The organism is Sphingobium sp. TCM1 (genome assembly GCF_001650725.1).
Taxonomy (GTDB): Bacteria; Pseudomonadota; Alphaproteobacteria; order Sphingomonadales; family Sphingomonadaceae; genus Sphingobium.
Genome location: NZ_LXVX01000020.1, coordinates 11,700 through 35,685 on the forward strand (window position 1 = coordinate 11,700; position 23,986 = coordinate 35,685).

The following is a 23,986-nucleotide window of genomic DNA, read 5'->3' on the forward strand; positions in this document are numbered from 1 at the left end:
TAAAAGTTTACAGGCAAAGGGGACTGTCGACACCTGGAACTGAATCTCGCGATGCTGAATGGCCGGGATGGGGCGTTGGCCAACGGACTTGCGTCACAAGCGATTAAGGCAGGGCGGCGCTGTGTAGCCGCGCGGCGCATTACTACCAGTCGAAGCGGAGCGATCCGACCACCGTCCGGGGGCCGCCGTAATAGCAGCTGTTAAGGAAGGGGCAGGCGCTGATATAGGACTTGTCGAACAGATTGGCGGCGTTGATCGACGCGCTCCAGCCCTTGAGGCCCAGCTTCGACAGGTCATAGCCCAGCATCGCATCGACCAGCGCGAAGCTGTCGGTATGGAAGCGCTGGAAGGTCGTCACGCCGCTGATGACCGCATAGTTGGTGGTGCCGTCCGATCCGCTGACATAGCGCACGCCCGCTCCGAAGCTGAGGCCGGACAGGGCGCCTGCGGCGTTATTCGCCTTACCGAAATCATAGGAGAGGAAGGTCGATGCGTTCCATTTCGGCGTGCCCAGTTGACGCGTGCCGGTAGTCGTCGGCGTGCCGCTGTTTGTCGCGGTCGCGGCGATTGCCGGGGTTCCTTCGGTTATGACCGCGTCGGTATAGCTAGCGGTCGCGACGATGTCGAAACCGGGGATCACTTCGCCGCGCCCTTCGAACTCGCCGCCGCGCACCCGCGTCTCCCCGATCTGGACTGTGGCGTTGGCAGGGATGCCGCCGGTTCCCGCGCGTGGATCAGAAACGGGATTGCCCTGCCGTTTGAGCTGATAGATCGACGCGGTGAACATCGCATTGATCCCCTTGGGCTGATATTTCAGACCCGCCTCATATTGATGGCCGGTGATCGGCACGAAGGGCGCAGTTTCGGTCGCCGTTACATAGCTGGTGCCCGCCTGCGGTTCGAAGGATTCCGAATAGCTGACATAGGGAGACAGGCCGAATTCGAACTCGTACAGCGCCCCCAGACGCATGGTGAAGGCGCTCTGCACCAGCTTCGTCACCGGCGCGGCGCGGGCGGCGGCGGTTGTCGGGTTGAGGTTGAGCGAGGTCTGCTCATACCAGTCCTGACGGCCGCTGGCGATCAACTGCAACCGGCCGATCGCCATCTGATCCTGGAAATAGACGCCCAGCTGATCGCGCTTGCCATAGGTGTTGGTGTAGCTGGCGGACAGAATTTTCAGGTCGAAGCTCGGCAACGTACCGCCATAGACCGGCGCGAACAGGCTGAGATTGGGTATGCTGGGTAGCGGATTGCTGGTCACGCCGCTGTTGAATTGCTGCACATTCTCGCCGGTGATGCGCTGATAGTCGACGCCGACCAGCAAGCTATGCTGGATGAAGCCGGTCGCGAACTTCGCGTTCAGATGATTGTCCATCGTCAGCGTATTGAAATCTTCATCCGCGCCGCCGCCGCCGCGCACGATGGTCGAATAGTCGCTGTTGCGGTTGGTGCCGGTGCCGGTCGTGGCGAAGCCCGAAGTATAAATCTGGCGGTAGGACAGCTTGTTGCTCTGGTAGCGGAAATTCGATGCGAAGCTCAGATGCTCGTCGAAATCGTGGCGGAAAAAGGCCGCGATCGACTTCGCCTTATGGTCGTAGCGCTCATAGCCCGGATCGCCGGTATTCATGTTGCGCGGCAGCGTGCCAAAAGGGTTGGGCAGCACAGTGCCAGCAGCAGGCGTGCCCGAATAGCCGCCGCCATGGGGCGTATGTTGATAGGTGGCGACCAGGGTCAGGCTGGTCGCATCGTCCGGGGAGAAGGTCAGCATCGGGCTGACGTGCCAGCGCTCGCTGAAAGTGCCCTGCGCCAGATTGTCCCCCTTCTGCCAGCCTGCGACCAGACGGGCCCTCAGTCGTCCTTCGGCATCGAGCAGCTGATTGACGTCTCCCGCGAAGCGGAACGTGTCATAATTGCCGATCTGCCCTTCGAACCGGCCGAAAGCGGTCGCTTCGGGCATCTTGCTGGTCAAATTGACCAGGCCGCCGGGTGTGGAATTGCCATAGAGAACGGAGGCGGGGCCCTTCACCACGTCGATATGGTCGATGCGGTTGAAATCGATCTGCGGCGTGGAATAGGGGCCTGCGATCAGGCGCATGCCGTCCAGAAAGACGCCGGGGGAAAAACCGCGCAGCACCAACTGGTCGTAACGGGTCGCCAGTGCGCCGCGCTGGTTGGTCGATACGCCCGCGACATAGCCCAGCGCCTCGTTGATCGACAGCGCGTTGCGGCGGGTCAGTTCTTCCCGGTCGATAATGGTGATGCTCTGCGGGGTGGCGATCAGCGGCGTATCCGTCTTGGTTCCGGTGCTCGCCTTGCTGTCGTTGATGCCGGTGACGATGATGGTGTCGGCATTAGCTTCGGCGGACTCCTCCGCATTGGCGAGGCCGGACGCCAGCAACTGAGCCACGGCCGTCGCTGCCAGCAACGCGGCCCGCTGATGATATCGCATGTATCCCCCTCTTGATTGCGAATGATAATGATTCGCGATTGCCTCTAGGGTCATGTCTCGCTATGCGCAAGCGCACAAGTCACAGGGGACCGGCGTGAACAGCCAAAGCCTATTACGTTCTTTGCTGTCGTCGCGTTGCGCCTGGCGCATGACGGCCCGCTGCGTCACGGCGCTGGTTGGGGGCTATGCGGCGGCGGCAGGCCTTGCTTCGCTGGGCAGCCGCCTGCTGCCGATCGCACGGGTCGAAGCGACGCTCTGGGGTATGATCCTGTCTTTTCCGATCTTCGCTTCGCTGGGTCTGTGGGCCTTTCATGAGCAGCGTCTGTGGAAGGTCGCGCGGGTCATCTGGGGCAGCGCGCTGCTGTCCGTCGGGATCGTCATGGCGATGGGGATACGGCCAATGAGCAAAGCCGTTTCGGACGAAAAGGGTCTGCGCCAGTCGATGGCGTGGATTCACACCTGGCTGGGTCTGCTGGCGGGCTGGATATTGTTCGCCATGTTCCTGACCGGCACCGCCAGCTATTTCCGGCCGGAGATCACCCAATGGATGCAGCCCGAATTGCGTCTGGCGCCGGTCGCGCCGCGCCGGGCGGCGGAAACCGCAGTCGCCCACATGCAGGCGACGTCGCCCGACGACCAGCAATGGTTCATCTATCTGCCCGACGATCGCACGCCCGAAACACGCATCTTCGCGATGCCGAAGCCAGATCCTACCGCAAACGGACCGAAAAAGCGCAGCGCCGAGATCAAGCTCGATCCGGCCACCGGCGGGGCACTGAACGCGCGCGCTACGCGGGGCGGCGAGCATTTCTACCGCTTCCATTTTCAACTGCAACTGCCGCATCCTTGGGGGCGATGGCTTGCGGGGCTGTGCGCCATTTTCATGCTGGCGGCGATCCTGTCCGGCGTGATCATGCACAAGCGCATCTTCGTCGATTTCTTCACCCTGCGCTGGAAAAAGGGGCAGCGCAGCTGGCTCGACGCGCATAATGTCTCGGCCGTACTGGCGCTGCCGTTCCACGCGATGATTACCTACACCGGGCTGATCGCCCTGTTCGTGATGTACATGCCATGGCCGATCGCGGCCAACTACGCCAAACCTGCCGATTTCTACGCTGACGCCTATGGCAGAGAAGCCGATGACAAGGCGTTGGGCAAAGCGATCCCGTTGATGCCGATTGGCCCGATGGTCGACGCCGCGTCGCGCCAATGGCAGGGTGGGCGGCCGCGCACGATCGTCATTCGCAATCCCAATGATGCCGCCGCGACCGTTACGATCCTGCGCAGTGGTGCGGATCGGCTGAATGCCCGGGGGGAAAGCATCACCTATTCTGGCGCGACCGGGGCGAAGCTGTCGCAGTCCTCGCCGCCGGGCGCGGCGCTGACGACGGCGGGCGTGATGCTGGGCTTGCATCTGGGCAATTTCGCCGGGCCAGTGCTGCGCTGGACCTATTTTCTGCTGGGGCTGACCGGGACGGCGATGGTCGGCACGGGATCGCTGCTGTGGACCGCCAAGCGCCGCAAGCCGGGCGCGGACCGCTTTTTCGGCTTCCGTCTGGTTGAGCGGCTGAACATCGCCACCATCGCCTGCCTGCCCGCGGGCATAGCCGCTTTCCTGCTCGCTAACCGTCTGATCCCGGCGGGTTTGGAAGGGCGAGCGGCGCTGGAGGTGTCGGCCATGTTCTGGACATGGTTCGGGCTGGCCGCGCTGACGCTGCTGCGACCCGTGCGGCGCGCCTGGGTCGAGGCGCTGGCGCTGTCCGCTGCCGCCTTCGCTGCCCTGCCGCTGGTCAATATGGTGATGACGGATCGCGGGCTGTTTACGAGCATCGCTTCGGGGGACTGGCTATTCCTTTCCTTTGATGGTGCCATGCTGGCCATCGCCGCTCTGCTGGGCTTTGGGTCATGGCGGGCCGGGCAGGTGCGGGTCGCTCCGCCACGCCGACAGCGTAAGGCAGCCGCTGCCGAATTTCGCCCGAAGGAATTGCTCGATGTCGCTTGAACCGGGTCTGATCAGCTATGCGGCGCTCGCCAGCTTGGCGCTGTCGGTAAAGAAACACCGGCCTACCCCTCCGCTGGCGTTCATGCCCTCGCCGACCATGGCCCGCATGACGGGGTGGTTGTTGCTGGCTGTCGCGTTGCTCCTTTCCCTCTGGAGGTTCGGCGGGCCGCAGGGCGTGGTAGCGTGGATCGGCCAGACCTGCGTGGCGGGCGCTGTTTTCGTGCTGATGCTATCGTGGCGGTCGCGCGCCGCCTTTACGTTGGCGGTCGTGGGTTTCTTCGTCGCTTTGCCGATGGCGTCCGCCTGATGATCTCGTGTCCGACGGCAACAGGCACGAAACATCATGAAATGTGCTATTGCGAACCATAATTAACAACATTAGACGGCCCTCAAAATATGAAGGGGCGATCATGAAAAACCATTTATCCTTTTCCGTCAGCCTTTTGACCTTGATGACGAGCGTATCGGCCGCCGCTGCCGACGATGTACCATTGACCAGCCGCGACGCCATCACGGTGACCGCACAACTGTCTGAAGCGCCCGTCGCGGCCAAGGCGGACATAGCGCCGCTCGAAAATAGTCAGACCATTTCCGTCATTCCGCAGGAGTTGATGGAGGGGCAGGGTGTGCGCCGCATCGCCGATGCCCTGTTGAATGTCGCAGGCGTGTCCCGCAGCAATAATTACGGCTTTTTCGACGGCTTCAATATCCGCGGCTTCAACGCTTCAACCGGCGCTACCTATTTGGACGGGCTGCTCGACGATACGGGCTATGGCACGTCGGAGATGACGGCGCTGGAACAGGTCGAGGTTGTCAAAGGTCCGGCGTCCGGTCTGTTCGGTCAGGGGCCGATTTCGGGCATGGTCAATCTGGTCAGCAAGCGGCCGCAGCAGGAAGCCTTTCTCGATGTGGGGATTGCTGGCGGCTCCTATGATTTCAAGGAGATCACGCTCGACGCCAACGGGCCGCTCGACGCATCGGGCACGCTGCTGGCGCGCCTGCCGGTCGTGTATCGCGATCAGGATTTCTTCGTCCACTATTCAGGCCAGCGCCGCATCTTTCTGGCGCCATCGCTGACGTGGAAACCCGATGATAGCACCACACTGACGCTGCTGGGCCGCTATGTCGACGATCATATCAATCCCTGGTCGCCGACCACGGCCTATGGCACGGCGCTGCCCAATCCCAATGGCCCGATCAGCCGCAGGCTGTCGATCAACGATGGCGAACATCCGGCTGTCCAGAATAACGACTATTGGAATGTCGGATATGTGTTCGATCATAAGGTCGGCGAGAACATCGCCGTACATCAGTCGCTGCGTTATCAGGATTTCCACAATAGCTGGGACAACTGGCTGTTCATCACCGGCATTTCGGCCGATCGTCGCACGGTGACGCGGGCCTTTTACGGTCCCTATAATCAGCATGGCAAATATTTCCGGGTCGATACCAACGCCAGCGCGCGCTTCGACACCGGGCCACTCAACCATTATCTGCTGCTCGGCGTAGACTATGGCCGCCGGTCGGCGCATGACACCAATTTGTACGACGCCAGCATGCCTTATTCGCTGGACCTTTACGATCCGGTCTATGGCGCGGTCAGCACACATAATCCGTCGGTTTCCTCGACCATTTACGCCATCCTGTCCAAGCAGCGCGGCATCTATGTGCAGGATCACATCAAGCTGGGCAAGACGCTGACGGTGACGCTGGGCGGGCGCTGGGACAAGGCGATCAGCCGCACCAACAGCAACGGTACGCCCGCGCCGGAAGTGAGAGACAATGCTTTCAGCCCGCGCGCGGGGGCCACGCTGACGCTGACCGACTGGGCCTCGCTCTATATCAACTATGCCAAATCCTTCAATCCTCAGGGCACCTACAAGTCGGCCGACGGCACGCCATTGCCGCCCGAACGCGGAGTCAATTATGAGGGCGGGGTGAAGCTGGCGCGCTCCGATGGCGGCCTGACCGGCATGGTCACGCTGTTCGAACTGACGCGCACCAATGTGGCGACGGCAGATGCAGTCCTGCCGAACGTCTATGTGCTGACCGGTGAGCAGCGCACTCGCGGCGTGGAGGCAGAGGTGGCATGGCTGCCCGCACCAGGTATCGAATTTACGGGGGCGTTCACCTATCTCGATGCGATCGTGACCGCCGATAACCGGTTGCGGGTCGGCTCCAGGCTCGGCTCCATTCCGCATGTTATCGCCAATCTCTGGAGCCGTTACACGATCCAGGATGGACCGCTGGCCAATCTGGGCGCGGGCTTCGGGCTGCACCATGAAGGAAGCCGGATGGCAAGCACCGCGTCGGCCGTGACGGGGGCGGCGGCGCCTTTCGCGCTCAAGGCCTACACGCTGGTCGATGGCGCGCTATTCTATTCGATCGGCGACTGGTCGATACAGGCAAATGTGCGCAATATTTTCAATGCGCGCTACTTTCCCACAGCGTCACTGACGCGGACGACGCCCGGCGAACCGCGGACGTTCATGATCAGCGCTAATAGGCGATTTTCACCATAAACTGCGTTAGATGGCTTCCACAGCGCATCCGAGCCAGTAATTGCGGCCGCCTTGTGGGGCTTTTCTTTCAGGCCGAAGACGAGCAGGAGGCCCGCAAGTGATGAACAAAAAATAGCCTCGGAATGGTCGCAAGGGGTCGTCATCCCGAGGCAGTCGAGAAGGAAGTTAGTCCGGTTTATCAAAATTCGGTAACTTTTATGTCTCTTGCAGTGGGCTTCTGATCTTCTGCCTCCTGTTTGGCTGGACGTTTTTTCTATTGGCTATCATGGCCAATGGAGATGTTTCATGGGATTATCAGAGTTTGATCGCGCCGAACGCGAGCGAGTGTCGTGGAACTCAGGGCGCAAGGTCGGCGCGAAGCGCGCATTGAAACCCGTCAGATTTGGGCGATCCGTTTCTTCCTTGATCAGCACGGCCGGATTCGCGACCGGGCGCTTTTCGACCTCGCCATCGACAGCAAACTTCGTCGTTGCGATCTGGTGAAGATCAAGATCGGCGACATCGTATGTGATCGAAAAATTAGGCAGCGTGGCCTAGCAATGCTGTTGTTCGAGCAGTTCGGTGCGCTTCAGCCGCTCAACCGCCAGCGTGATCGCTATGCTCGGGAAGGCGTGGCCCTGAGCCTTTCTACCCTGGCCGATCAGGTGGGCGCCAGCACCGCCGCGCTCATGCCGCTCTATCTGCTGATCGAAGCCCATGTCCTCGCCGCCAAGACCAAGGCCGATACGGGCCGGATCTGGACCTATATCCGGGATGTCGTCGAGGGTCTCCGGCAATGCCGGGGTTCGGAACGAGGACGCAGGGTCCTCGCGAGCAAAGTCTTAACTTCACCCGGCCCGCCGATGATCTCTTCCTGCTTGTGTTTCTTCTTCGGTATTCAATGTCGTGCCCCTCAGCGGAGACAGAGATCGTGTCGCTAAGCCACAAGGCACTTGCGATTGTGCCGGATCGCCGCTGTTTCCTGGCGGAATGCTGCCCATTTAATATCGGCAACAGGCGGGCGGATGAGTTGCGCGTCGGGAGGTCATGAAAAAGCCCCCAGCTGATGCTGGGGGCCAAGGTTCAGGGGTCAGCGGCATGGGGAGGGGGAGGAACCGCTGACCAGGACGGATTAACCCTCGCGTGCGTCCCGCGAATTTCAGAATATGTCCGAAGCCCTATTCTAGAAGGGACCTGGGGAAATCCTGGAGCCGTGGGATGCACCGATATCTCCTGGCTCAGAAATCCAGCCAGTCGTCCGCGGTGGCGCGCGCGCTCAGCGGCTTGGACGCGCTGTTTGCGGCAGGCGCGAAGCTGACCGGGGCAGGGCGGTTGGCGGACGCGGCCGCGCGACCCGGATTGTCGCCGATGCTGAACATGGAAGCGCGATCGGCCAGTGCGGTCACCTCGCTGCTCAGGTTGCGTGCGGCGGCCGATGTTTGCTCAACCATAGCGGCATTTTGCTGCGTGGCCTGATCCATCGTTCCAATGGCGGCGCTGATCTGAGTGATGGTCGAGGACTGAGCCTGGTTGTCGGTAGCGATGTCGCTCAGCAGCGTATGGACCTCGGAGACATCGGCAGAGATATTCTGCAGCGCGCCGTCGACCTTTTGGACTGCACCGACGGCGGTGCCGATGTCGGTCTGGGTTGCGGTCAGCTGCTCACGGGCACGCTTTGCTTCTTCCTCGGAGCGCATGGCAAGTGCGGACACGAGGTCAGCCACCACCGCGAAGCCACGACCCGCATCGCCGGCACGGCCCGCCTCGACGGCGGCGTTCATGGCCAGAACGCGCGTCTGGAAAGCGATCTTGTCCAGGCCCTCGATCACGCTGTCGATACCCTTGGCGCTTTCGCTGACCCGGCCCATGGCTTGCACTGCCTCGTCGGCGATGCTGCGGCCCGAATCGACCACCGCCATGGCGCCGTCAGCGCGCTGTACGGTGCGGCTGGCAGCGGCTGCAGTGGCGCGCAACCGGCCGTCCATCTGCGTGATCGCCGCAGACGTTTCTTCCAAGCTCGCGGCATTGCTTTCGGTGCGACGCGCCAGATCCTCTGATGCCTGGGCGATTTCGCCCGATCCGGTGCGGATGGCGACAGCGCTTTCGGCGACGGCTCCGATCAGTTCGCGTAGCGAGCCGAGCGCGGCATTGAAATTGGTTTTGAGTTCGGCATAGGCTGGTGGGAAATCAGCGTTGATCGTGCGGCTCAGATCACCCTCGGTCATCGCCGAGAGGCTGTCGCGAAGGGCCGTGGTTACGATGCGCTGTTCGGCTGCAGCGCGCGAGTCGGCTTCCGCTCGGGCTTCGGCAGCCGCCCGGAAATGGTCGAGCGCACCGGCAATGTCGCCGATCTCGTCTTTGCGATCGCGATAGGGAATGTCGGCCTTGCCACCTTCGGCCAGGGTGGTTGTGACGGACGCGATGCGCGACATGGGCAGCGCGACAGAGCGGTTGATGACGAACCAGATTGCTGCGATGCCGGCCAGGCTCGCCAGTGCTAGCAGAACGGACAGCATGATAGCGGAGGCAGCGGTCGCCGACCCTGCTTCGGCCGCCTTGCTGGATCGTGCGCGCGACATGTCGATCAGCTTCTCGGTCTGGTCGATGACCGCGCGCGAGCGCGTCTTGCCCTCATCCTTTATGAGCGCCATGGCTCCGGCCAGATCCCCGTCGGTGCGCAGGGCGAAGATATCCTCGTTGGTCTGGTTCAGGTCGGCGACCTTCTGACGCAGCGAGTCGACTTCCGCCTTGAAATCGTCGCCCGCAACCTGTGCGTAGGCTTCGATGGACTTGGCGAGCTTGTCAGCGCCCTTGTCGAGCCGTTCGCGCAGGTTGGCTTCTTCCTTCCCGTCCACCGCGTTGTAGTAGCTATAGACGACGATCCGCTGTTCCTTGACATTGCCCATGATGTCGGTGAGGCCGGACATGCCAGCCACACCGCGGCTGAGATGCCGCTGCGCGACTGCGTCGAGTTCCTTGGTCGAATAATAGCCGTTGAAGCCGACCACGCAGAGGAGGAGGCCGAGAAGTGAGAAGGCGGCGAGCAGCTTTTTGGGCAGCCGCCAATTATCGAGAATTGCAATCATATCCATTCCATTTCCAGATGGTTGATCAGTCGTGCGCAGCCGGGATCCGATCAGCGGCGCGAGGCGGAAGAGAGGCTGCCCAAGGGGGTAGTGGCGCGAAAAAGGCCGGGATGGCGAACCATCCCGGCCTCCCGGACGATCGGCCCTTCTGTCTTGGGGGGCGGAAGGGCCGGCTGGACCTTAACGGAACAGCGACAGGATCGTCTGCGGCGCCTGGTTGGCGATCGACAGGGCCTGGACGCCCAGCTGCTGCTGGACCTGCAGGGCCTGAAGGTTCGCCGATTCCTTCGCCAGGTCGGCGTCGACGAGATTGCCGATACCGGCGGTCACCACATCGGACAGCTTGCTGGTGAAGCTCTGCTGACCTTCGATCTTGCGCGAAGCCGCGCCGAGATCGCTCAGGCTGGTGTTGACGGTCGAGATCACGGTATCGATCGTTGCGACCATCGCTTCGGCGTTGGCCTGGCTGCTGACGTCCGACGCGTCGATGACGTCATAGACAGCCGTGTCGAACGACTGGTTGGCGACGTCCAGCGTGTCGGTACCGGTCGCGACCTTCAGCGACTGGAGGGCGGCGACCGAGGTCGTGCCCGTGAAGGCGGAGTCGAGCAGGTTGGTGTTGTTGAATTCCGACGATTCGATGATCGTGCTGATCTGTTCCTTCAGCGCGGTGAAGTCCTTGTCGATAGCGGTGCGGCTATCGGCGTCGAGGCCGGCGTCCGCCGCCTCATAGGCCTTCGACTTCATCTGGTTCAGAAGATCGGAAATCTGTTCGGCACCAGCGATCGCGGTGTCGGTCACGCTCTTCGCATTGTTGAGCGAGGAGGTCACCGCGCTCAGGCCGCCCAGGTCGCCCCGGAGAGTCTGTGCGATCGTGTATTTCGCCGAGTCATCCTTGGTCGAGCTGACAGCCAGACCGGTGTTGATACGGCTTTGCGTGACATCCATCTTGTTGTTGGTCGCGTTCAGGCTCTGAAGAGCCGCCATTGCACCAGCATTGGTGTTAACCGAAAACGCCATTTCTTCATTCCTTCTAGAATAAAAAGGCCGACTTCTGCGGCCTGTGGCAGGAGAGCGCTGCCACCCGCATGACCCAATTTCTGCGGGTCATGCTTCATTCTAGGAAGGGATTTGGTTCGGCCGTTCCCCGCAGCGATTTTTATTTCTCGAAGTCATGCGCGGGAAAGAAAAGGCCCGCATCCACTGGATGCGGGCCCAGGCAAGGTTTCCCGCGCTGGCACGCGGGAAGGTGGGGCGAGGCTCAGAAGGGAAAAAGCGCGTCGTAGATCTGCTGGCCCCAGCGCGCCTGCTGGGCATCGGTCAACTGGCCGCGACCGCCATAGCTGATCCGCGCCTCGGCGATCTGGCTGTGACGGATGCTGTTGTCGCGGGCGATGTCCTCGGGCCGGATGGTTCCGGTGACGATCAACTCGCGCAACTCATAATTGACGCGAACCTCCTGTCGCCCCCGGATCAGCAAATTGCCGTTGGGCAACACATCGACCACGGAGGCCGCCATGGTCATGTTGATCTGTTCGTTGCGCGACGTCCTGCCCGTACCGATCGCGCTAGAAGCGGAACTTGTATCCACCAGCGCGCCGGGATCGGGATTGCCGGGCAGGATCTTGCCGATCTGGCTCTCCAGCCCGAGTAGCCCGGCGATGCCGCCGGTTTCGCTGCCGGTGCGGGTCCGTGTCGTGCTGTTGTCCACGCTCGCGCTGTCGGCGATATTGATCCGGATGGTGACGATGTCGCCGACGCGAGATGCACGCTGGTCGCGGAAAAAGGCCCCCGCGCCGGTGCGGAAGAGCGATGCGCCCGTCGGGGCAGTCTCGGCCGGGGAGCTGGCCCCGGCGCGGCCCGCCGCCGCCTGGTTGCCGATGGAAGGGATGATATGCGGTGCGACCGGCGTCTCCGCTTCACTCATGCGCGGCGGTTTCCCGACATTGTTGAGTCGGCCGACCGCGCCGCAGCCCGACAACATCGACGCGGCAAGGATGGTGGGCAGGAGATATTTCATCGGAACTGGCTCCCTCATGGCAGGATGACGCGCACCTGGCCGGGCCGGTCGGCCACTGCATCAAGCGTCCGGTTGGTGCCGAGGTTGACAACGCGCACGGCCTCGCCTTGGGCGGCGTCGCCCAAGGCACGGCCGCCGGCGGTGATACGCAGCGCACCCGACGACAGCGCAATCGTCACGGCCTCGCCCCGTCGAACGATGCGTGGCGCGGCGATATCGTTGGCGCGCACCGGGCTGCCGGCGGACAGGCGACGTGTTGCCTCCTGCCCGGCGGCTTCTTGGGACGGCGTGGCGCCGCGCGCCGCCGCGGGTGGCAGGGGGGCGCTGGTGAAGTCCGCTGCGCCCAGCCTTTCTCCCTTTTCGACCGTCCGGGCGAGGACGGGCGTATCGACCGTGGTTAAGGGCGCGAGTGCCGCTGTCGCGAGCAGGACGAGATGCGCGATCATCAGCGCAGCTGCGTCGAGGTGGCAAGCATTTCGTCGGCCGCTTTCACCACGCGGCTGTTCATCTCATAGGCGCGCTGTGCGGTAATGAGAGAAGTGATCTCCGACACCGGATTGACGTTGGAGGCTTCGACAAACCCCTGGGTCAGCGTGCCGAAGGACGGCTCGCCGGGCGTCGACACGGTGGGCTGTCCGGATGCGCCGGTTTCGAGGAACAGATTGGACCCGACCGCTTCCAGTCCCGCTTCATTGATGAAGGTCGCCAGTTCGAGCTGACCCACGGTCTGCAATTCGGTCTGCCCGGCGATCTTGACCTGCACCTCGCCGGTCTTGGACACGATTACGTCCAGCGCCCCTTGCGGGATGGTGATGTCGGGCTGCACGCGATAGCCCTCGCTCGTCACCAGTTCGCCCTGGTCGGACAGCTGGAATGAGCCGGCGCGGGTATAGGCCATGTCGCCGGACGGCATCATGATCTGGAAATAGCCCGGGCCGTCGATCGCCATGTCGTAGCGGTTGCCGGTGTTGGTCAGCGCGCCCTGTTCGGTGATGCGATAGACGCCGCCGGTGCGCACGCCCGCGCCGATCTGGATGCCGGAAGGCACCTTGGTCCCGTCCGCGCTGGTCGCCGCTCCTGGGCGCGCCACCTGCTGGTAGAGAAGATCCTGGAACTCGGCCCGCTGTCGTTTGAAGGCCGTGGTGTTCATATTGGCGATATTGTTGGAAATGACGTCGACATTGGTCTGTTGGGCCAACATGCCGGTGGATGCGATGGAAAGCGAACGCATGAAAACTCCTTTGCGGAAAATGGTAGGGGGTTAGGGTCAGTTAATCCGGCCGAGGCGGTTTATGGCCTGCTGGCGCATGTCGGCCATGTCCTCGCTCATGCGCTGGCTGGTCTGGTAGGCGCGCAGGATGTCGACCATGTTCGTCGTCTCGACGATGGGCTCGACATTGGAGGCTTCGACACCGCCGCTGCGCAGCTTCGTCTGGGCGGCGGTCATCAGTCGACCGCCGGTGCCGCTCAGCATCCCGTCGCCCCGCACATCGAGCATGTTTTCGTCGGCAAAGCTCGTGACGGCCAGGCGTCCGACCGGATTGTCGCCAGCCATCACCGACCCGTCCTGTGCGATGGTGACGTTACGCATCTGGTCCGACGGCACGTTGATGGGACGGCCATTCTCGTCGAGCAGCCTTTGCCCGCCCGAAGTCGCCAGGTCGCCATTCTCCAGCATCTTGACGAAGCCGGCCCGCGTATAGGCGGTGGTGCCGTCGGCGCTTTCGACGTTCAGATAGCCCGGCCCCTCGATCATCACGTCCAGCGGGTTGCCGGTCGCCTGGAAGCTGCCCTGCTTGGTGTCGTGGATGGCGCCGAAATCCAGCACGAAACTGGTTTTGCGGGCATCCTCGATAGGGGCCTGCTTCACCTCCTCCACATATTCGTGGAACAGCGCCTGTTCGCGCTTGAAGCCGACCGTATTGGCGTTGGCGATATTGTTCGCCGTAATGTCCATCTGCCGGCGCAGGGCCTGCTCATGGCTAAGCAGAACGAAGGAGGAAACGTCCATTCCGGGCACCTTGTTCAAAAAGATGACGATAATTGCCGCTAGGCAGAAATTGCCGTGCGTCCCTCCTATAATAGAGGCGTGAACGCCAAAGCGGACGCGGACAGCGATAATCGATGGTCCGGCCCGCGCTTCAAGGGGAATGAAAGTGGCGAGTGATGCGATCATTGACGTGACGCCGATAGAGGTGCGCAAGGAAGAGCCGAAAAACCGCAAGAAACTGCTTATCATCGGGGCGGGCGCGGCGTTGCTGCTGGCGCTGGCGGGCGGTGGCGCCTGGTGGATGCTGCGCGACCAGGATGGCGAGCGGGCAGTTGAGGCGCCCGCTGCATCGGCGGAAGCCGATGGCGCATCCTATATAGAAGTGCAGCCGATCATCGTGAATCTCCGCAGCGGCGATGGGCAGGCGCGCTTCCTGAAGCTGCGTTTCATCCTGGTCGCTGCCGATGCGGGTAAGGTGGAGAGCATCAAGGAGCGTCTGCCCGTGGTGCTGGATGCGCTGCAACCCTTTTTGCGGGAGCTGCGCCCGGACGATCTGGCCGGCTCCGCGGCGGTGTTCCGCATCAAGGAAGAGATGATGGCCCGCGCGACCCAAGCGCTGGGCGCGGGTACCGTGCGCGACGTCCTGATCCAGGATCTGGTGCAGCAATGAGCGACGATTTCGACGATTTCGTCCTTCCCGACCCACCCAAGATGGTGCCGGGCGAAGGCGACACATTCGACCAGGCGGGCATCGACGCGCTTTTCGGCTTCTGCGACGCCGTGCCGCAACAGCCCAAGAGCGGCCTGAAAGCGGTCATCGAATCCAACGTCATCAGCTATGAACGGCTGCCGATGCTGGAGGTCGTGTGCGAACGCATGGTCCGCACCTTTGCCACCTCGATGCGCAACCTTACCTCCGACGCGATCGACGTCAGCTTGGAAGAGATCACCTCGACGCGGTTCGGCGAGTTCATGAACCACGTCGCCCTGCCCGCCATGTTCGGCGTGTTCAAGGTGCGAGAGTGGGAGAATTTCGGTGTCGTAACGGTCAACAGCGGCCTGATCTACGCGGTGGTGGATGCCTTGCTCGGCGGCCGTCGCGGCAACGCGCCGATGCGGGTCGAAGGGCGCGCCTTCACCACCATCGAAACCCAACTGGTCTGGAAGATGGTCGAACTGGCGCTGGAGGAGCTGTCCTCCTCCTTCGAGGCCGTCGAGCCGGTGACGATGGCGCTGGAGCGGATCGAGGCCAGCCCACGCTTCGCCGCCATCGCCGGCCCCAGCAACATCACTGCGGTCGCGACCTTCCGCGTCGATATGGAGGGACGCGGCGGCAAGTTCAGCATCCTCCTGCCCTATGCCACGCTGGAGCCGGTGCGCGCCAAGCTGCTGCAACGTTTCATGGGCGAAAAGCTCGGCCGCGACCGCATGTGGGAGGCGCATATGGCAAGCGAACTCACCAGCACCGCCGTGACCGTCGACGTGGTGCTGGGCGAAAAGCAGATGCCGCTGCGCGAAGTGACGGGCCTCAAGGTCGGGCAGACCATCGCCCTTAACCGCAGCCCGGACGATGCGCTTCAGGTCCAGTGCGGCGGCGTGCCGCTCGGCCAGGCGCATATCGGCCAGCGTTCCCAAAATATCGCCATCCGCATGGCAACCGACATCTCGAAAGGATTTCCCAGATGAGCCTCGCGACTTTCAGCAATGCGATCCTGATGCTGCTGTGCATGGCCGTGATCGTACAGACTTTGCGCCTGAGCAGGAGCGTGCGCGAACTGCGTTCCTCCGCGCTTCATGACAGCGTGGCGCAGCTTGAGCGAGCGACCGGGCAGGCCAGGGCGGTGCTGGGTGAACTGAAGATGATGCTCGCCACCGAGGTGGTGGCGCAGAGCCGCGCGGCTGCCAGCAGCGAAGCGTTGCGCGACGAATTGTCGGTGATGGTCGGGATCGGCAATGCCGTGGCCGAACGGATATTGGAGGCCGTAGCCGCGCAGAATGAAGCAAAGGCGGCTGAACCTGCCAAGCCGGCCCGGCGTCAGGGATCGCGCAAGGCGCGGTCGCGCACCACGTCCGGCAAGGGGAAGCAGCCCACCAATCTCGTCCTCTTGCCATCGGTGACGGCGGATACGCGCGTTGCGGGGCACGCATGATGGCGATCCGGACGGTAGCGCCGCCCCAGGGGAATGGCCTGCTGCAATTTGCGCTCCGGCCGTCCACCTTGCTGCTCGGCGCGGCGGGGGTGGGGGTCATCGCCAACGCCCTGGCGCTCGCCGCGCCGCTGGGGGCGGATGGCGAGGTCGCGACGCGGCTCGGCGTATCGCTCCAGGACAGCATGACGCAACGCGATCGCGCGCTGGCGGCGGAAAAGCGCAAGCTGGACATGCGGGAGCAGGCGGCCAAGGCCGGCGAGGCGCGGCTGGCGGCGGAGATGCGGGCGCGGCAGGAGCAGGCCGACGCCGCGGGCGCGCAGGCGGGGGCGGCAACTCCGCCCAGCCAGCCCTATGACGATCTGGCCCGCATCTACCAGACGATGAAGCCCGCCCGCGCCGCGCCGATCTTCGAGAAGCTGGACCTGGAGGTGCAGACGCAGGTGGCCCGGCGGATGCGGGAACGATCGACCGCGCTGCTGATGGCGGCGATGAGTCCCAACGCGGCGGCGGAACTCACCATGTCGCTGGCGGGGCGCAAGGTGATCCAGCAGCGGCCCCCGCTGGCAGGGCGGGGGCCAGCGCCTTCGCGCCGCGCGCCGCCCGCCGCCGGGAAATAGACAAGGCAAAAGGCCGCTCTCGACAAGGAGAGCGGCCTTTTTGTTTCTCAATATGAAGGCGTCAGGCCGCCAGCGCGGAGACCTTGACGATCAGCACCCTTGCGATCCCCGCATCCACGCTGATCAGCGCGGGCGTCAGCTGGGCGGAGAGCTTGCGGACGTCGACCGGGGTGAAGGGGGAGGCATGAAGCCGCGCGAATTCGATTGCCGCGCCCAGCCCGGCGGCGCGCAGTTCCGGCATCCGCCGTGCCAGGCCCGCCGCTCCCTCCGCGTCGCGCGCCTGCAGGATGATGGAGACGCGCAACACCCCCTCGACCCGGCTGGCGTCGATGATCGGGACGCTGATTTCTTCCATGGTGACGAAGGTGTCGGCCTGCGCCTCCTGCGCATGGCCGGGAGAGGCGCCCGCGACGAACGCGGCCATCAGCGCGCTGACGGTCAGGGCGCTGGGGCCCAGAACGGAACGGATCATCAATACCTCCGGTTCGGGCGCCGCGTCAGATTCTCTGCGGCCCTTCGACCGCTCCGGCGCCCCACTTCTTCTATAATAGAGGGAAATGTCTTGAGGCAGGTGCAGATGAGCAGCGATCAGCGGCCCGGCAAGGTTCGGGTCTTTTCTTCCGGCACGGCGACGCCGCAGCCGGCCCGGCGCCGCGGCGACCGCGTGGAGGCCGCGCCGGTGGCCGATCCGCCGCGCCTGCCCGCACCCGCCGCGAAGCCGGGCGGCGGCCGGTTCCTGCTGCTGGCGGGCCTGTTCCTGCTGGGCTGCGCGGTCGGCGGCGCGCTCCTCGCCTGGTTCGGGCCGATGCCGGGAGCACTGTCGTGAAGCGCCTGCTGCTGCTCGGATCGACCGCCCTGCTCTTGGGCGCGGATCTGCCCCCGCCCGCCAGGCCGAGCCTGCCCGCCGCCCGCCTGCCCGGATTCGCCGCGCAACTCGCGCAGCAGCCCGCGATCACCGACGGCGCGGGCTGGCGCATCGTCCAGCAGGACGGCGCCTGGCGCAGCCTCGCCACCGCGCGGGCTGCGGACCGGCAGCAGGTGCGCTGGGATTATGCGCGCAGCCTGATCGGGCAGGAGCGGGGGGCCGAGGCGCTGGGCGTGCTGGACGTGATGCGCCAGGATGACCCCGACCTGGCCATGGTCGATGCCTGGCGGCTGGCGCGCGGCGCGGCACTGATCCAGCTCGGCCGGTTCGAGGACGCGTCGACGATGTTGTCGGGCGCGACGCTGGCCGACAATGCCGAAGCCTGCCTTTGGCGGATGCGGGCGCTGGCGCTGGACGGCCTTGCCGAGCAGGCATTGGGGCAGATGCGCTGCGCGGCCCCGGCCCTTGCCGGTCCGCGGCGCAAGCTGTTCGCGCTGGCCGCGGCGCGCGCGGCGGTGGAGGCGGGCCGGCCCGCCGACGCGCTGCGCTGGCTGATGGGCGTGCCGGACCGCGATCCGGCCGCCAATCTCTATCGCGGCCGGGCCGAGCTGGCGCTGGGCCGACCGGACCAGGCGCGGTTGCGCTTCGCCCGCGTCGAGCAGTCGGGCGGGATGGCGCTGCGCATGGACGCGCGCCTCAGCGAGATCGAGGCGGAGGTCGCGAACGGCGCGCTGGACCATACCGGCGCGCTCAAGCGGCTGGCGGCGCTGCGCTATGCCTGGCGCGGCGACGCGATCGAGGAACGCGCGCTGCGCCTGAGCTACCGGCTGAGCGCGGATCGCGGCGACCTGCGCGGCGCGCTGTCGGCGGGGGCGACGCTGTTCCGCTACTTCGACGGTGCGAAACAGGGCGCGGATTTTCTGCCCGGCCTCCAGGCGAAGCTGGCCGATGCGCTCGACCCGGCGCGCAAATTGCCGCTGGAGCAGGCGGCGGGGCTGTATTGGGATTATCGCGACCTGTCCCCCAGCGGTGCGGGAGGCGACCTGCTGGTCAGCCGCCTGGCCGAACGCTTGCAGGCGGCGGGCATTTATGGCCGGGCGGCGGACCTGCTGGACTATCAGCTGTTCCACCGTGCTGGCGACCTGGCGCGCGGTCCCCTGTCGGCGCGGGTCGCCGGGCTGCATATCCTGGCCGGGCGGCCCGACCGGGCGCTCGACCTGCTCAAGCGGTCCGCTGATCCGAGCTTCCCCGATGCCATGGTCCATGCCCGCAAGCGGGTGGAGGCGGTGGCGCTGGCCCGGATCGGCCGCGTGCCCGAGGCACTGGCGGTGTTGCAGGATGTGCCCGGCGCATCGGCGCTGAGGGCCGAAATATTGTGGCAGCAGCGCGACTGGCGCGGGCTGGCGGACGAAACGGCGGACGCGCTGCCCGGCGCCGGATCGTTTGGCGATATCGACCAGACCCTGGTGCTGCGCCACGCCATCGCGCTTGCCATGCTGGGGCGGGAGGATGCGCTTACGACGCTGCGCAGCCGCTACCGTGCCAGCTTCGTCGGCTTGAGGACCGCAGCCGTATTCGATCTGCTGACCGGCGCGCCCGGATCGGCCGACGGCGACACGCTGGCCCGCGCCATGGCCGCCATGCCGGGCGCGAGCCCCGCCGGCGACATGGCCACGCTGCTCGACCACGCGCCGGGCAAGGGGTAAGCCGACCGGCGACGCGTCACCGCCGAAGTTCACACTGTCGTCGCGCATTTTTTGGCCGAAGCGGCCGTAAAGCGCTCGCGACGCGCCTGCCAGGCGCCCCCGAGGCGTCACCGACGCGCCTGTCGGGTCACGGCGGCGCGTCACCCACGCGCCCCCGACGCGCCGATCACGCGCCGGCGACGCACCTTGCAGACGAGGGGTGTGGGCAGGGAGCGGCTGGTTCATCGAACAGGATAAACCAGAGAAAATCCTACATTGGAAGCGCGTTGACGATGATGTCACCGCCGTCCGCGACGCGGGCACCGGCCTCGACAGCCGACAGATTGCTTGCCTCCTTGGCAATGGCGAGCGAGATCATCGTCGCGCCCTCATAGGAAATGCTCAGGCGGCGGCCAGGCGAGCTGGAGGAGGCGGTAGGCAGTGCGTCGTTCTTGCGCCGCCCGCGGGCATATTGGCAACTGCCTACGATCTCGTCGTCGATGCGGGACGCCCTGATTTCTACTTTCCGCGATTTCGCGGGGGTGGGGCGGGCATGGTCGCCACGGGTCGAATGCAGGAGTATGTCCGCGATCGTGCCGGGGGAGATGACTTGGCGGCGCTACAGCTATGCCATTCCTATTTCAAAGCCAGATTGATTGCGATCGAGCGTCGAATACCGGCGCTTTTGAATGGATAGACGCAATGCAGCATCCAGGATGGCCAGAGGTAGAAGTCACCAATTGCCGGTTTGATCGTGAACAGATTTTTCACGCCGACCGCACTGCGGCTGTCGATGAACTGGAGGCATCCCGCCGTATTTTGCCGCGCCTTCCCCAAGGCGAACTCTGCCTCAAAATCGGGTGGCAGAGCAAGAAAGCCGACGCTGCTGAAATGGCAGCCCTGGTGGAAATGGACCGGGTTGTAATCGCCGGCCAACATGTCATTGATCCACCCTTCCTTGATCTCGATGCGCAGCGTCGTGTCACGCAGTTCATCGGTCGAATCATAATCGGTGAAATGCAGCAACGCATTCTCGCAACGATAGGCGTAGACCCGGGCGATATCGAAAAGAAAGTCAGAAAAGGCTGGTGTCGCGCGTATCAGGTCCGTGACGTTGATTTCTTGGCTGACCACACCTGCAAGATGTCGCGACCAGTCCCGAGCCTCGACCTGCTCCCTTGAAGACGTGATCGCGTCGGCGTGCGTATTCAGGGCGGCGATGAGGTCGGGTGGTATTGTCGCTTTCATGAGGGTGGGGCTGAAGGGAGCGACGAGTTGCAGGTCATGGTCAGCGGACATAAAGCCTCAACACTAAATAGTTCCGGCCAAGCTGTAGCGATATCCAATCAGGCGAAATTGTTTCCTGCTACATGGATCGGGGCTAATGAAACTGAAAGCGGTGGAGGATGCAATCATATCCCAAACCGCTCAGGACAGAAAAGGGGAAGCGTCTGCCTCTTCCCCTTTTCCGTTTTTGTGTATCGATCCGCCGTCAAAAATCCTGGCGGATTGTCAGCCACATGGATCGAGGTGCGTTGCGACGCAGGAGGAACAGAGAATCCGGTAGTTGCTGAGCCACGTCATAGGCCTGGATACCCGAGGGAAGATTCGTGCCGAGTACCGGATCTTAGGCAGAGATATATTGTTTGTTCATCACGTTGCGCACGTCGAAGATGATCCGCGTTCCACGCCGAGGCTGATAATCGATCGACGCATCCAGATTATCCTGCTTGGGCAGAGTGCGCTGGTCGAGCGCGTTGGTGCTGAGCCGGCGGGCCGACATCCACCGATGGCGCAGGTTGAGGCGGACATCGCCCAGCCGATAGGACAGGACGTTGCTGATGGTCCATTTGGGCGAACGCGCCAGGCCGCCGGAATCGATCCGCAGCACGTCGTCCGCCGCGCCGAGGCCGTTGGCCCCCGTGTTGAGCCAGTTATAGGCCGCCTTGGTCCGTCCGTTGAGGAACGTCACGGACGGCGACCACTCCAGCGCCCTGGTGGCGCGAACGCGTGCCCATGCTTCGATACCGCGCGTGAAATATTTGTTGAAGTTTTCAGGCAGCAGATAGGTCGTTACATTGTCTGTATCGATAGCGGTGGGGTAGTCGTTGACCGCGAAATTCTGCTTGAAGTAAGTGATCGCCCCGTTCACGCGCGGCATGTTGAACGTGTAGGCCATTTCATAGCCCTTCACATAAGCGGTCGGTCCGAGCGGCCGTACCAGCGTCGCCGTGGTCGTGTAGCGCTGGACGATACCCATCGCCGGCTGCTTGCCGTCTGTATAGCGTATGTAGAATTTGTGGTTTGGATTGAAGTTGTATCCAAGAGCGACACTGTAATTGAACACGCCGAGCGATCGTTTCGCCGAGATGACCTTGCTGGGCGTCACGACGGAATAGAGATTGTCGTAAACCGTCAGCGGGTTGCCATCCAAGCCGCCATTGGTCAGCGATGTCGCCGCGGCGTTGCGCGTGTCGTAGGTTATGGAGTTGGTCTTGGCGTCGAAATGATCATATTTGACGCTGGCGTTGAAATCCCAATGCGAATTGGGCGACCAACGCAACTCGGCCCGTGGTGCGATTTCGGTGATTTTCGCTTCCTGCGTTACGGTTGCGAACATGCCGGTGCCATAATAGCCCCATCCGCCCGGATCGGTCAGTTGATAGGTCGTGCCGCTCTGCGTCACATAGGTGACGTTCAGATTTTCAACCTGCCCGTCAGCCCATGCAGACAGACCCTGTCCATTGGCCCAGCTGTTGTTCAGCTGTTTCGAATGCGCAAAATAGACGCCAGCGTTGATCGCCAGTTCGCGCGTTTCATGCCCGACCGAGAAATTCAGCATGATGTCCTTTGAGGCGCGATATGTATCCTCCACCCGCGTACGCAAAACCAGATCCTGCGATGCAGCACCCACGGGCAAGGTGGCGGTCGTGTAGGTGCCGTTGGCGTTTGGGGCCGCTCCGGTCACGACGCCGCCGCGTACGTCTATGTCGCGATTGGGCAGGCTATTATAGGTGACGCACAGGCTATTGGACTGGAACGTCGTGGCGGTGACGCGCGGACATGCCGCGCCGGTGCGATAATTGGTTCCCAACTGTGATCCATTGACGTTGTTGGCCACCCTGGCGACGAGCGACCCGTTACCATCGCGGAATTCATAATATCCTGGCGTGCGATCCAGATTGTTGATGTTCAATCCGTAGCGTTCGCGCTCCGCCGCCGATGACGTCAGCGATACCGGCGTATCCGTCTTGAACCCCTGGCCGCGATAGGTCGATTTCTGAACCCGGACGGCGCTGGCAAAAGTCCAGCCATTGTCTGTGCTATGGTTCCAATTGAACGTCGCGGCATCCTGCTTGTATCGGAAGCCGTCGGTTGGATCGAGCGAATGGGAACCGGGCTTGAAATAGTTCGGAACCGTTTGCTTGCCGCCCTTCAGATACAGGTTCGCGTCTCGCCCGAAGCCGGGGATTTCTTCGGTGTTGAGATAGCCGTAGGTCGGTTGTTGAAATGCGGTCAACTCGGCGTTGACATCATCCAGATGCTTGAAGCCCAGCAGAAACATGCCGCTGCCATTGTCCGATACATATTCCTTGGTCGCGCGCAACCGGACCTGCCCGCCCTTGTTCAGATTATAGCCGGGGTTCACCTGACCGTTCGACGTGCGGTAGAAGCCACTGATGCCCAGGCCGAAATCGCCCTTCTTGTTGGTCCACCCAAATTGGCCGTCTATCTGCTTCCAGGACAGATGCAGGTCATCGCCTTCCAGGCCGAGCCGGGCCTGAATGCTGCCTCCAGGCTTTACGGGTCCGGTGATGTAGTTGAATGTCGCGCCAACGGATGTCGAAACTGCGGTTGCGGAAGAGCCGCCGCGAATGGATTCTACACGACTGGTGGAAATATCCGCACGATAGAAATAGCCGTCCTGGAAACCGCCGAATTTGAACGGAATGACGGGCAAGCCGTCCTCCAGGATCGTCGTCCAGAAATATCCGGATGTGTTCGACCCCGTTCCGATTGTCATGCCGCGCGTGAACACTTCGTTGCGGGCGACGCCATCATTGGATTCCACGACGACACCGGGCATGTCGCGCAGCATGTCGTCAGCGCTGATGGGCGTGAACTTCGACATGTCGTCTTCGTTCAGTACGGAGTAGGCCGCGTTGGCTTTTCGTGCCGATGTCGCCCGACCCACGCCGGTTACGATGATTTCTTCGTTGCCGCTGGAACGCGCGGCCGGGCGCTGTGTCGCGGCCGGTTGACGCCGCTCCGTGGGCGAGCTTTGCGCTTGTGCCACGCCAATCGCGCCAAGCGATGCGGTCGCCAGCAATGTGGTGGCTATGCGCGCGGCTCCCCAAGTCGACCGACTGGCAACCGGACATCTCGTAATCATATTCTATCCCCTCCAACCATCGCCCGACATTGCAGGCCAATCTTGCCTTGACACCAAGGCTCGAATCGTCATTGTCTGATATCGATATCAAAGTTTGTTTTTGCCTTCAAATGCTAAGTTTTCTTTTAGTGATCCGGTTGCCAAAAGCCGGCCATGTTCTTGATTGGCCAATCTCAGCATGTAAGCCGGATATCGATATCTCTCTGTCCTCGACGGTCTGGACCTTTC

At 63.1% G+C, this 23,986-nt stretch carries 19 protein-coding genes and 2 pseudogenes; 11 read left to right on the forward strand and 10 right to left on the reverse strand.

The window, feature by feature from the left end; genetic code table 11:
- Positions 1 to 142: 142 nt before the first annotated feature.
- Entirely contained in the window at positions 143 to 2,449 is a 2,307-nt protein-coding gene (locus A7Q26_RS14780; RefSeq protein ID WP_066861139.1) for a TonB-dependent siderophore receptor, read from the reverse strand.
- A gap of 148 nt (positions 2,450 to 2,597) precedes the next feature.
- Here A7Q26_RS14780 and A7Q26_RS14785 point away from each other — a divergent pair, with 148 nt between their 5' ends.
- The 5 genes and pseudogenes from A7Q26_RS14785 to A7Q26_RS25640 form a co-directional block, all read left to right on the forward strand.
- Complete coding sequence (locus tag A7Q26_RS14785) at positions 2,598 to 4,451, forward strand: PepSY-associated TM helix domain-containing protein (RefSeq protein WP_198162950.1); 1,854 nt, start codon at positions 2,598 to 2,600, stop codon at positions 4,449 to 4,451.
- Positions 4,441 to 4,758: a DUF3325 family protein gene (locus A7Q26_RS14790; RefSeq protein WP_066861141.1), complete on the forward strand. Its 318-nt coding sequence runs from the start codon at positions 4,441 to 4,443 to the stop codon at positions 4,756 to 4,758. Before A7Q26_RS14785 ends, A7Q26_RS14790 begins: the two co-directional genes overlap by 11 nt.
- Before the next feature lie 103 nt (positions 4,759 to 4,861).
- Positions 4,862 to 6,973 (forward strand): TonB-dependent siderophore receptor, encoded by a 2,112-nt coding sequence (locus tag A7Q26_RS14795; protein ID WP_066861143.1) that lies wholly within the window; start codon positions 4,862 to 4,864, stop codon positions 6,971 to 6,973.
- A 285-nt stretch (positions 6,974 to 7,258) separates the two neighbouring features.
- A pseudogene (locus tag A7Q26_RS24670) lies at positions 7,259 to 7,515 on the forward strand (tyrosine-type recombinase/integrase); the annotation flags it as partial.
- Positions 7,507 to 7,728, forward strand: a pseudogene (locus A7Q26_RS25640) (IS66 family transposase); the annotation flags it as partial. The pseudogenes A7Q26_RS24670 and A7Q26_RS25640, both read left to right, overlap by 9 nt.
- A gap of 462 nt (positions 7,729 to 8,190) precedes the next feature.
- Here A7Q26_RS25640 and A7Q26_RS14805 read toward each other — a convergent pair.
- From A7Q26_RS14805 to A7Q26_RS14830, 6 genes are all read right to left on the reverse strand, one after another.
- Positions 8,191 to 10,038 (reverse strand): HAMP domain-containing methyl-accepting chemotaxis protein, encoded by a 1,848-nt coding sequence (locus A7Q26_RS14805; protein WP_232313810.1) that lies wholly within the window; start codon positions 10,036 to 10,038, stop codon positions 8,191 to 8,193.
- Positions 10,039 to 10,218: 180 nt separating this feature from the next.
- Entirely contained in the window at positions 10,219 to 11,058 is an 840-nt protein-coding gene (locus A7Q26_RS14810; RefSeq protein ID WP_066861149.1) for a flagellin, read from the reverse strand.
- A 241-nt stretch (positions 11,059 to 11,299) separates the two neighbouring features.
- Entirely contained in the window at positions 11,300 to 12,058 is a 759-nt protein-coding gene (flgH, locus tag A7Q26_RS14815; RefSeq protein ID WP_066861152.1) for a flagellar basal body L-ring protein FlgH, read from the reverse strand.
- Between the two features lie 14 nt (positions 12,059 to 12,072).
- Positions 12,073 to 12,504 (reverse strand): flagellar basal body P-ring formation chaperone FlgA, encoded by a 432-nt coding sequence (flgA, locus tag A7Q26_RS14820; protein ID WP_066861155.1) that lies wholly within the window; start codon positions 12,502 to 12,504, stop codon positions 12,073 to 12,075.
- Positions 12,504 to 13,289: a flagellar basal-body rod protein FlgG gene (gene flgG, locus A7Q26_RS14825; RefSeq protein ID WP_066861158.1), complete on the reverse strand. Its 786-nt coding sequence runs from the start codon at positions 13,287 to 13,289 to the stop codon at positions 12,504 to 12,506. The genes flgA and flgG overlap by 1 nt, the downstream gene beginning before the upstream one ends.
- A 36-nt stretch (positions 13,290 to 13,325) precedes the next feature.
- Positions 13,326 to 14,069: a flagellar hook-basal body protein gene (locus tag A7Q26_RS14830; protein WP_066861161.1), complete on the reverse strand. Its 744-nt coding sequence runs from the start codon at positions 14,067 to 14,069 to the stop codon at positions 13,326 to 13,328.
- A gap of 145 nt (positions 14,070 to 14,214) precedes the next feature.
- Between A7Q26_RS14830 and A7Q26_RS14835 the strand changes: the two genes are divergently transcribed.
- The 4 genes from A7Q26_RS14835 to A7Q26_RS14850 are packed head-to-tail and all read left to right on the forward strand — an operon-like array spanning position 14,215 to position 16,815.
- Positions 14,215 to 14,718: a flagellar basal body-associated FliL family protein gene (locus A7Q26_RS14835; RefSeq protein WP_066861301.1), complete on the forward strand. Its 504-nt coding sequence runs from the start codon at positions 14,215 to 14,217 to the stop codon at positions 14,716 to 14,718.
- Complete coding sequence (fliM, locus tag A7Q26_RS14840) at positions 14,715 to 15,734, forward strand: flagellar motor switch protein FliM (protein WP_066861163.1); 1,020 nt, start codon at positions 14,715 to 14,717, stop codon at positions 15,732 to 15,734. The genes A7Q26_RS14835 and fliM overlap by 4 nt, the downstream gene beginning before the upstream one ends.
- On the forward strand, positions 15,731 to 16,198 hold the full coding sequence (locus A7Q26_RS14845) for a hypothetical protein (protein WP_066861166.1): 468 nt from the start codon (positions 15,731 to 15,733) through the stop codon (positions 16,196 to 16,198). Before fliM ends, A7Q26_RS14845 begins: the two co-directional genes overlap by 4 nt.
- A complete protein-coding gene (locus A7Q26_RS14850) occupies positions 16,195 to 16,815 on the forward strand; it encodes a MotE family protein (RefSeq protein WP_232313811.1) in 621 nt (206 codons plus the stop codon). The genes A7Q26_RS14845 and A7Q26_RS14850 overlap by 4 nt, the downstream gene beginning before the upstream one ends.
- A gap of 61 nt (positions 16,816 to 16,876) precedes the next feature.
- On the opposite strand, the gene A7Q26_RS14855 is transcribed toward A7Q26_RS14850, so the two are convergent.
- Positions 16,877 to 17,287, reverse strand: a complete 411-nt coding sequence (locus A7Q26_RS14855; RefSeq protein WP_066861169.1) for a hypothetical protein — start codon at positions 17,285 to 17,287, stop codon at positions 16,877 to 16,879.
- A gap of 105 nt (positions 17,288 to 17,392) precedes the next feature.
- Here A7Q26_RS14855 and A7Q26_RS14860 point away from each other — a divergent pair, with 105 nt between their 5' ends.
- Positions 17,393 to 17,641 carry a hypothetical protein gene (locus A7Q26_RS14860; protein ID WP_066861172.1) on the forward strand — a complete coding sequence of 83 codons (249 nt, stop codon included), beginning with the start codon at positions 17,393 to 17,395 and terminating at the stop codon, positions 17,639 to 17,641.
- Positions 17,638 to 19,386, forward strand: a complete 1,749-nt coding sequence (locus A7Q26_RS14865; RefSeq protein WP_066861175.1) for a hypothetical protein — start codon at positions 17,638 to 17,640, stop codon at positions 19,384 to 19,386. The genes A7Q26_RS14860 and A7Q26_RS14865 overlap by 4 nt, the downstream gene beginning before the upstream one ends.
- Positions 19,387 to 20,001: 615 nt before the next feature.
- Here A7Q26_RS14865 and A7Q26_RS14870 read toward each other — a convergent pair.
- Both A7Q26_RS14870 and A7Q26_RS14875 read right to left on the reverse strand, forming a co-directional pair.
- On the reverse strand, positions 20,002 to 20,664 hold the full coding sequence (locus A7Q26_RS14870) for a putative 2OG-Fe(II) oxygenase (protein ID WP_066861178.1): 663 nt from the start codon (positions 20,662 to 20,664) through the stop codon (positions 20,002 to 20,004).
- Positions 20,665 to 20,992: 328 nt separating this feature from the next.
- Positions 20,993 to 23,758, reverse strand: coding sequence for a TonB-dependent receptor domain-containing protein (locus tag A7Q26_RS14875; protein ID WP_084439144.1), 2,766 nt, complete (start codon positions 23,756 to 23,758; stop codon positions 20,993 to 20,995).
- Between the last annotated feature and the right edge of the window lie 228 nt (positions 23,759 to 23,986).

Bases quoted from the DNA above. Each gene is read 5' to 3' on its own strand.
- fliM (WP_066861163.1), top strand. From the start codon at position 14,715: ATGAGCGACGATTTCGACGATTTCGTCCTTCCCGACCCACCCAAGATG.
- A7Q26_RS14845 (WP_066861166.1), top strand. From the start codon at position 15,731: ATGAGCCTCGCGACTTTCAGCAATGCGATCCTGATGCTGCTGTGCATG.
- A7Q26_RS14855 (WP_066861169.1), bottom strand. From the start codon at position 17,287: ATGATCCGTTCCGTTCTGGGCCCCAGCGCCCTGACCGTCAGCGCGCTG.
- flgH (WP_066861152.1), bottom strand. From the start codon at position 12,058: ATGAAATATCTCCTGCCCACCATCCTTGCCGCGTCGATGTTGTCGGGC.
- A7Q26_RS14780 (WP_066861139.1), bottom strand. From the start codon at position 2,449: ATGCGATATCATCAGCGGGCCGCGTTGCTGGCAGCGACGGCCGTGGCT.
- A7Q26_RS14860 (WP_066861172.1), top strand. From the start codon at position 17,393: ATGAGCAGCGATCAGCGGCCCGGCAAGGTTCGGGTCTTTTCTTCCGGC.
- A7Q26_RS14830 (WP_066861161.1), bottom strand. From the start codon at position 14,069: ATGGACGTTTCCTCCTTCGTTCTGCTTAGCCATGAGCAGGCCCTGCGC.
- A7Q26_RS14795 (WP_066861143.1), top strand. From the start codon at position 4,862: ATGAAAAACCATTTATCCTTTTCCGTCAGCCTTTTGACCTTGATGACG.
- A7Q26_RS14790 (WP_066861141.1), top strand. From the start codon at position 4,441: ATGTCGCTTGAACCGGGTCTGATCAGCTATGCGGCGCTCGCCAGCTTG.
- A7Q26_RS14875 (WP_084439144.1), bottom strand. From the start codon at position 23,758: ATGATTACGAGATGTCCGGTTGCCAGTCGGTCGACTTGGGGAGCCGCG.
- flgG (WP_066861158.1), bottom strand. From the start codon at position 13,289: ATGCGTTCGCTTTCCATCGCATCCACCGGCATGTTGGCCCAACAGACC.
- A7Q26_RS14785 (WP_198162950.1), top strand. From the start codon at position 2,598: ATGACGGCCCGCTGCGTCACGGCGCTGGTTGGGGGCTATGCGGCGGCG.
- A7Q26_RS14870 (WP_066861178.1), bottom strand. From the start codon at position 20,664: ATGTCCGCTGACCATGACCTGCAACTCGTCGCTCCCTTCAGCCCCACC.
- A7Q26_RS14810 (WP_066861149.1), bottom strand. From the start codon at position 11,058: ATGGCGTTTTCGGTTAACACCAATGCTGGTGCAATGGCGGCTCTTCAG.
- A7Q26_RS14805 (WP_232313810.1), bottom strand. From the start codon at position 10,038: ATGATTGCAATTCTCGATAATTGGCGGCTGCCCAAAAAGCTGCTCGCC.
- A7Q26_RS14850 (WP_232313811.1), top strand. From the start codon at position 16,195: ATGATGGCGATCCGGACGGTAGCGCCGCCCCAGGGGAATGGCCTGCTG.
- flgA (WP_066861155.1), bottom strand. From the start codon at position 12,504: ATGATCGCGCATCTCGTCCTGCTCGCGACAGCGGCACTCGCGCCCTTA.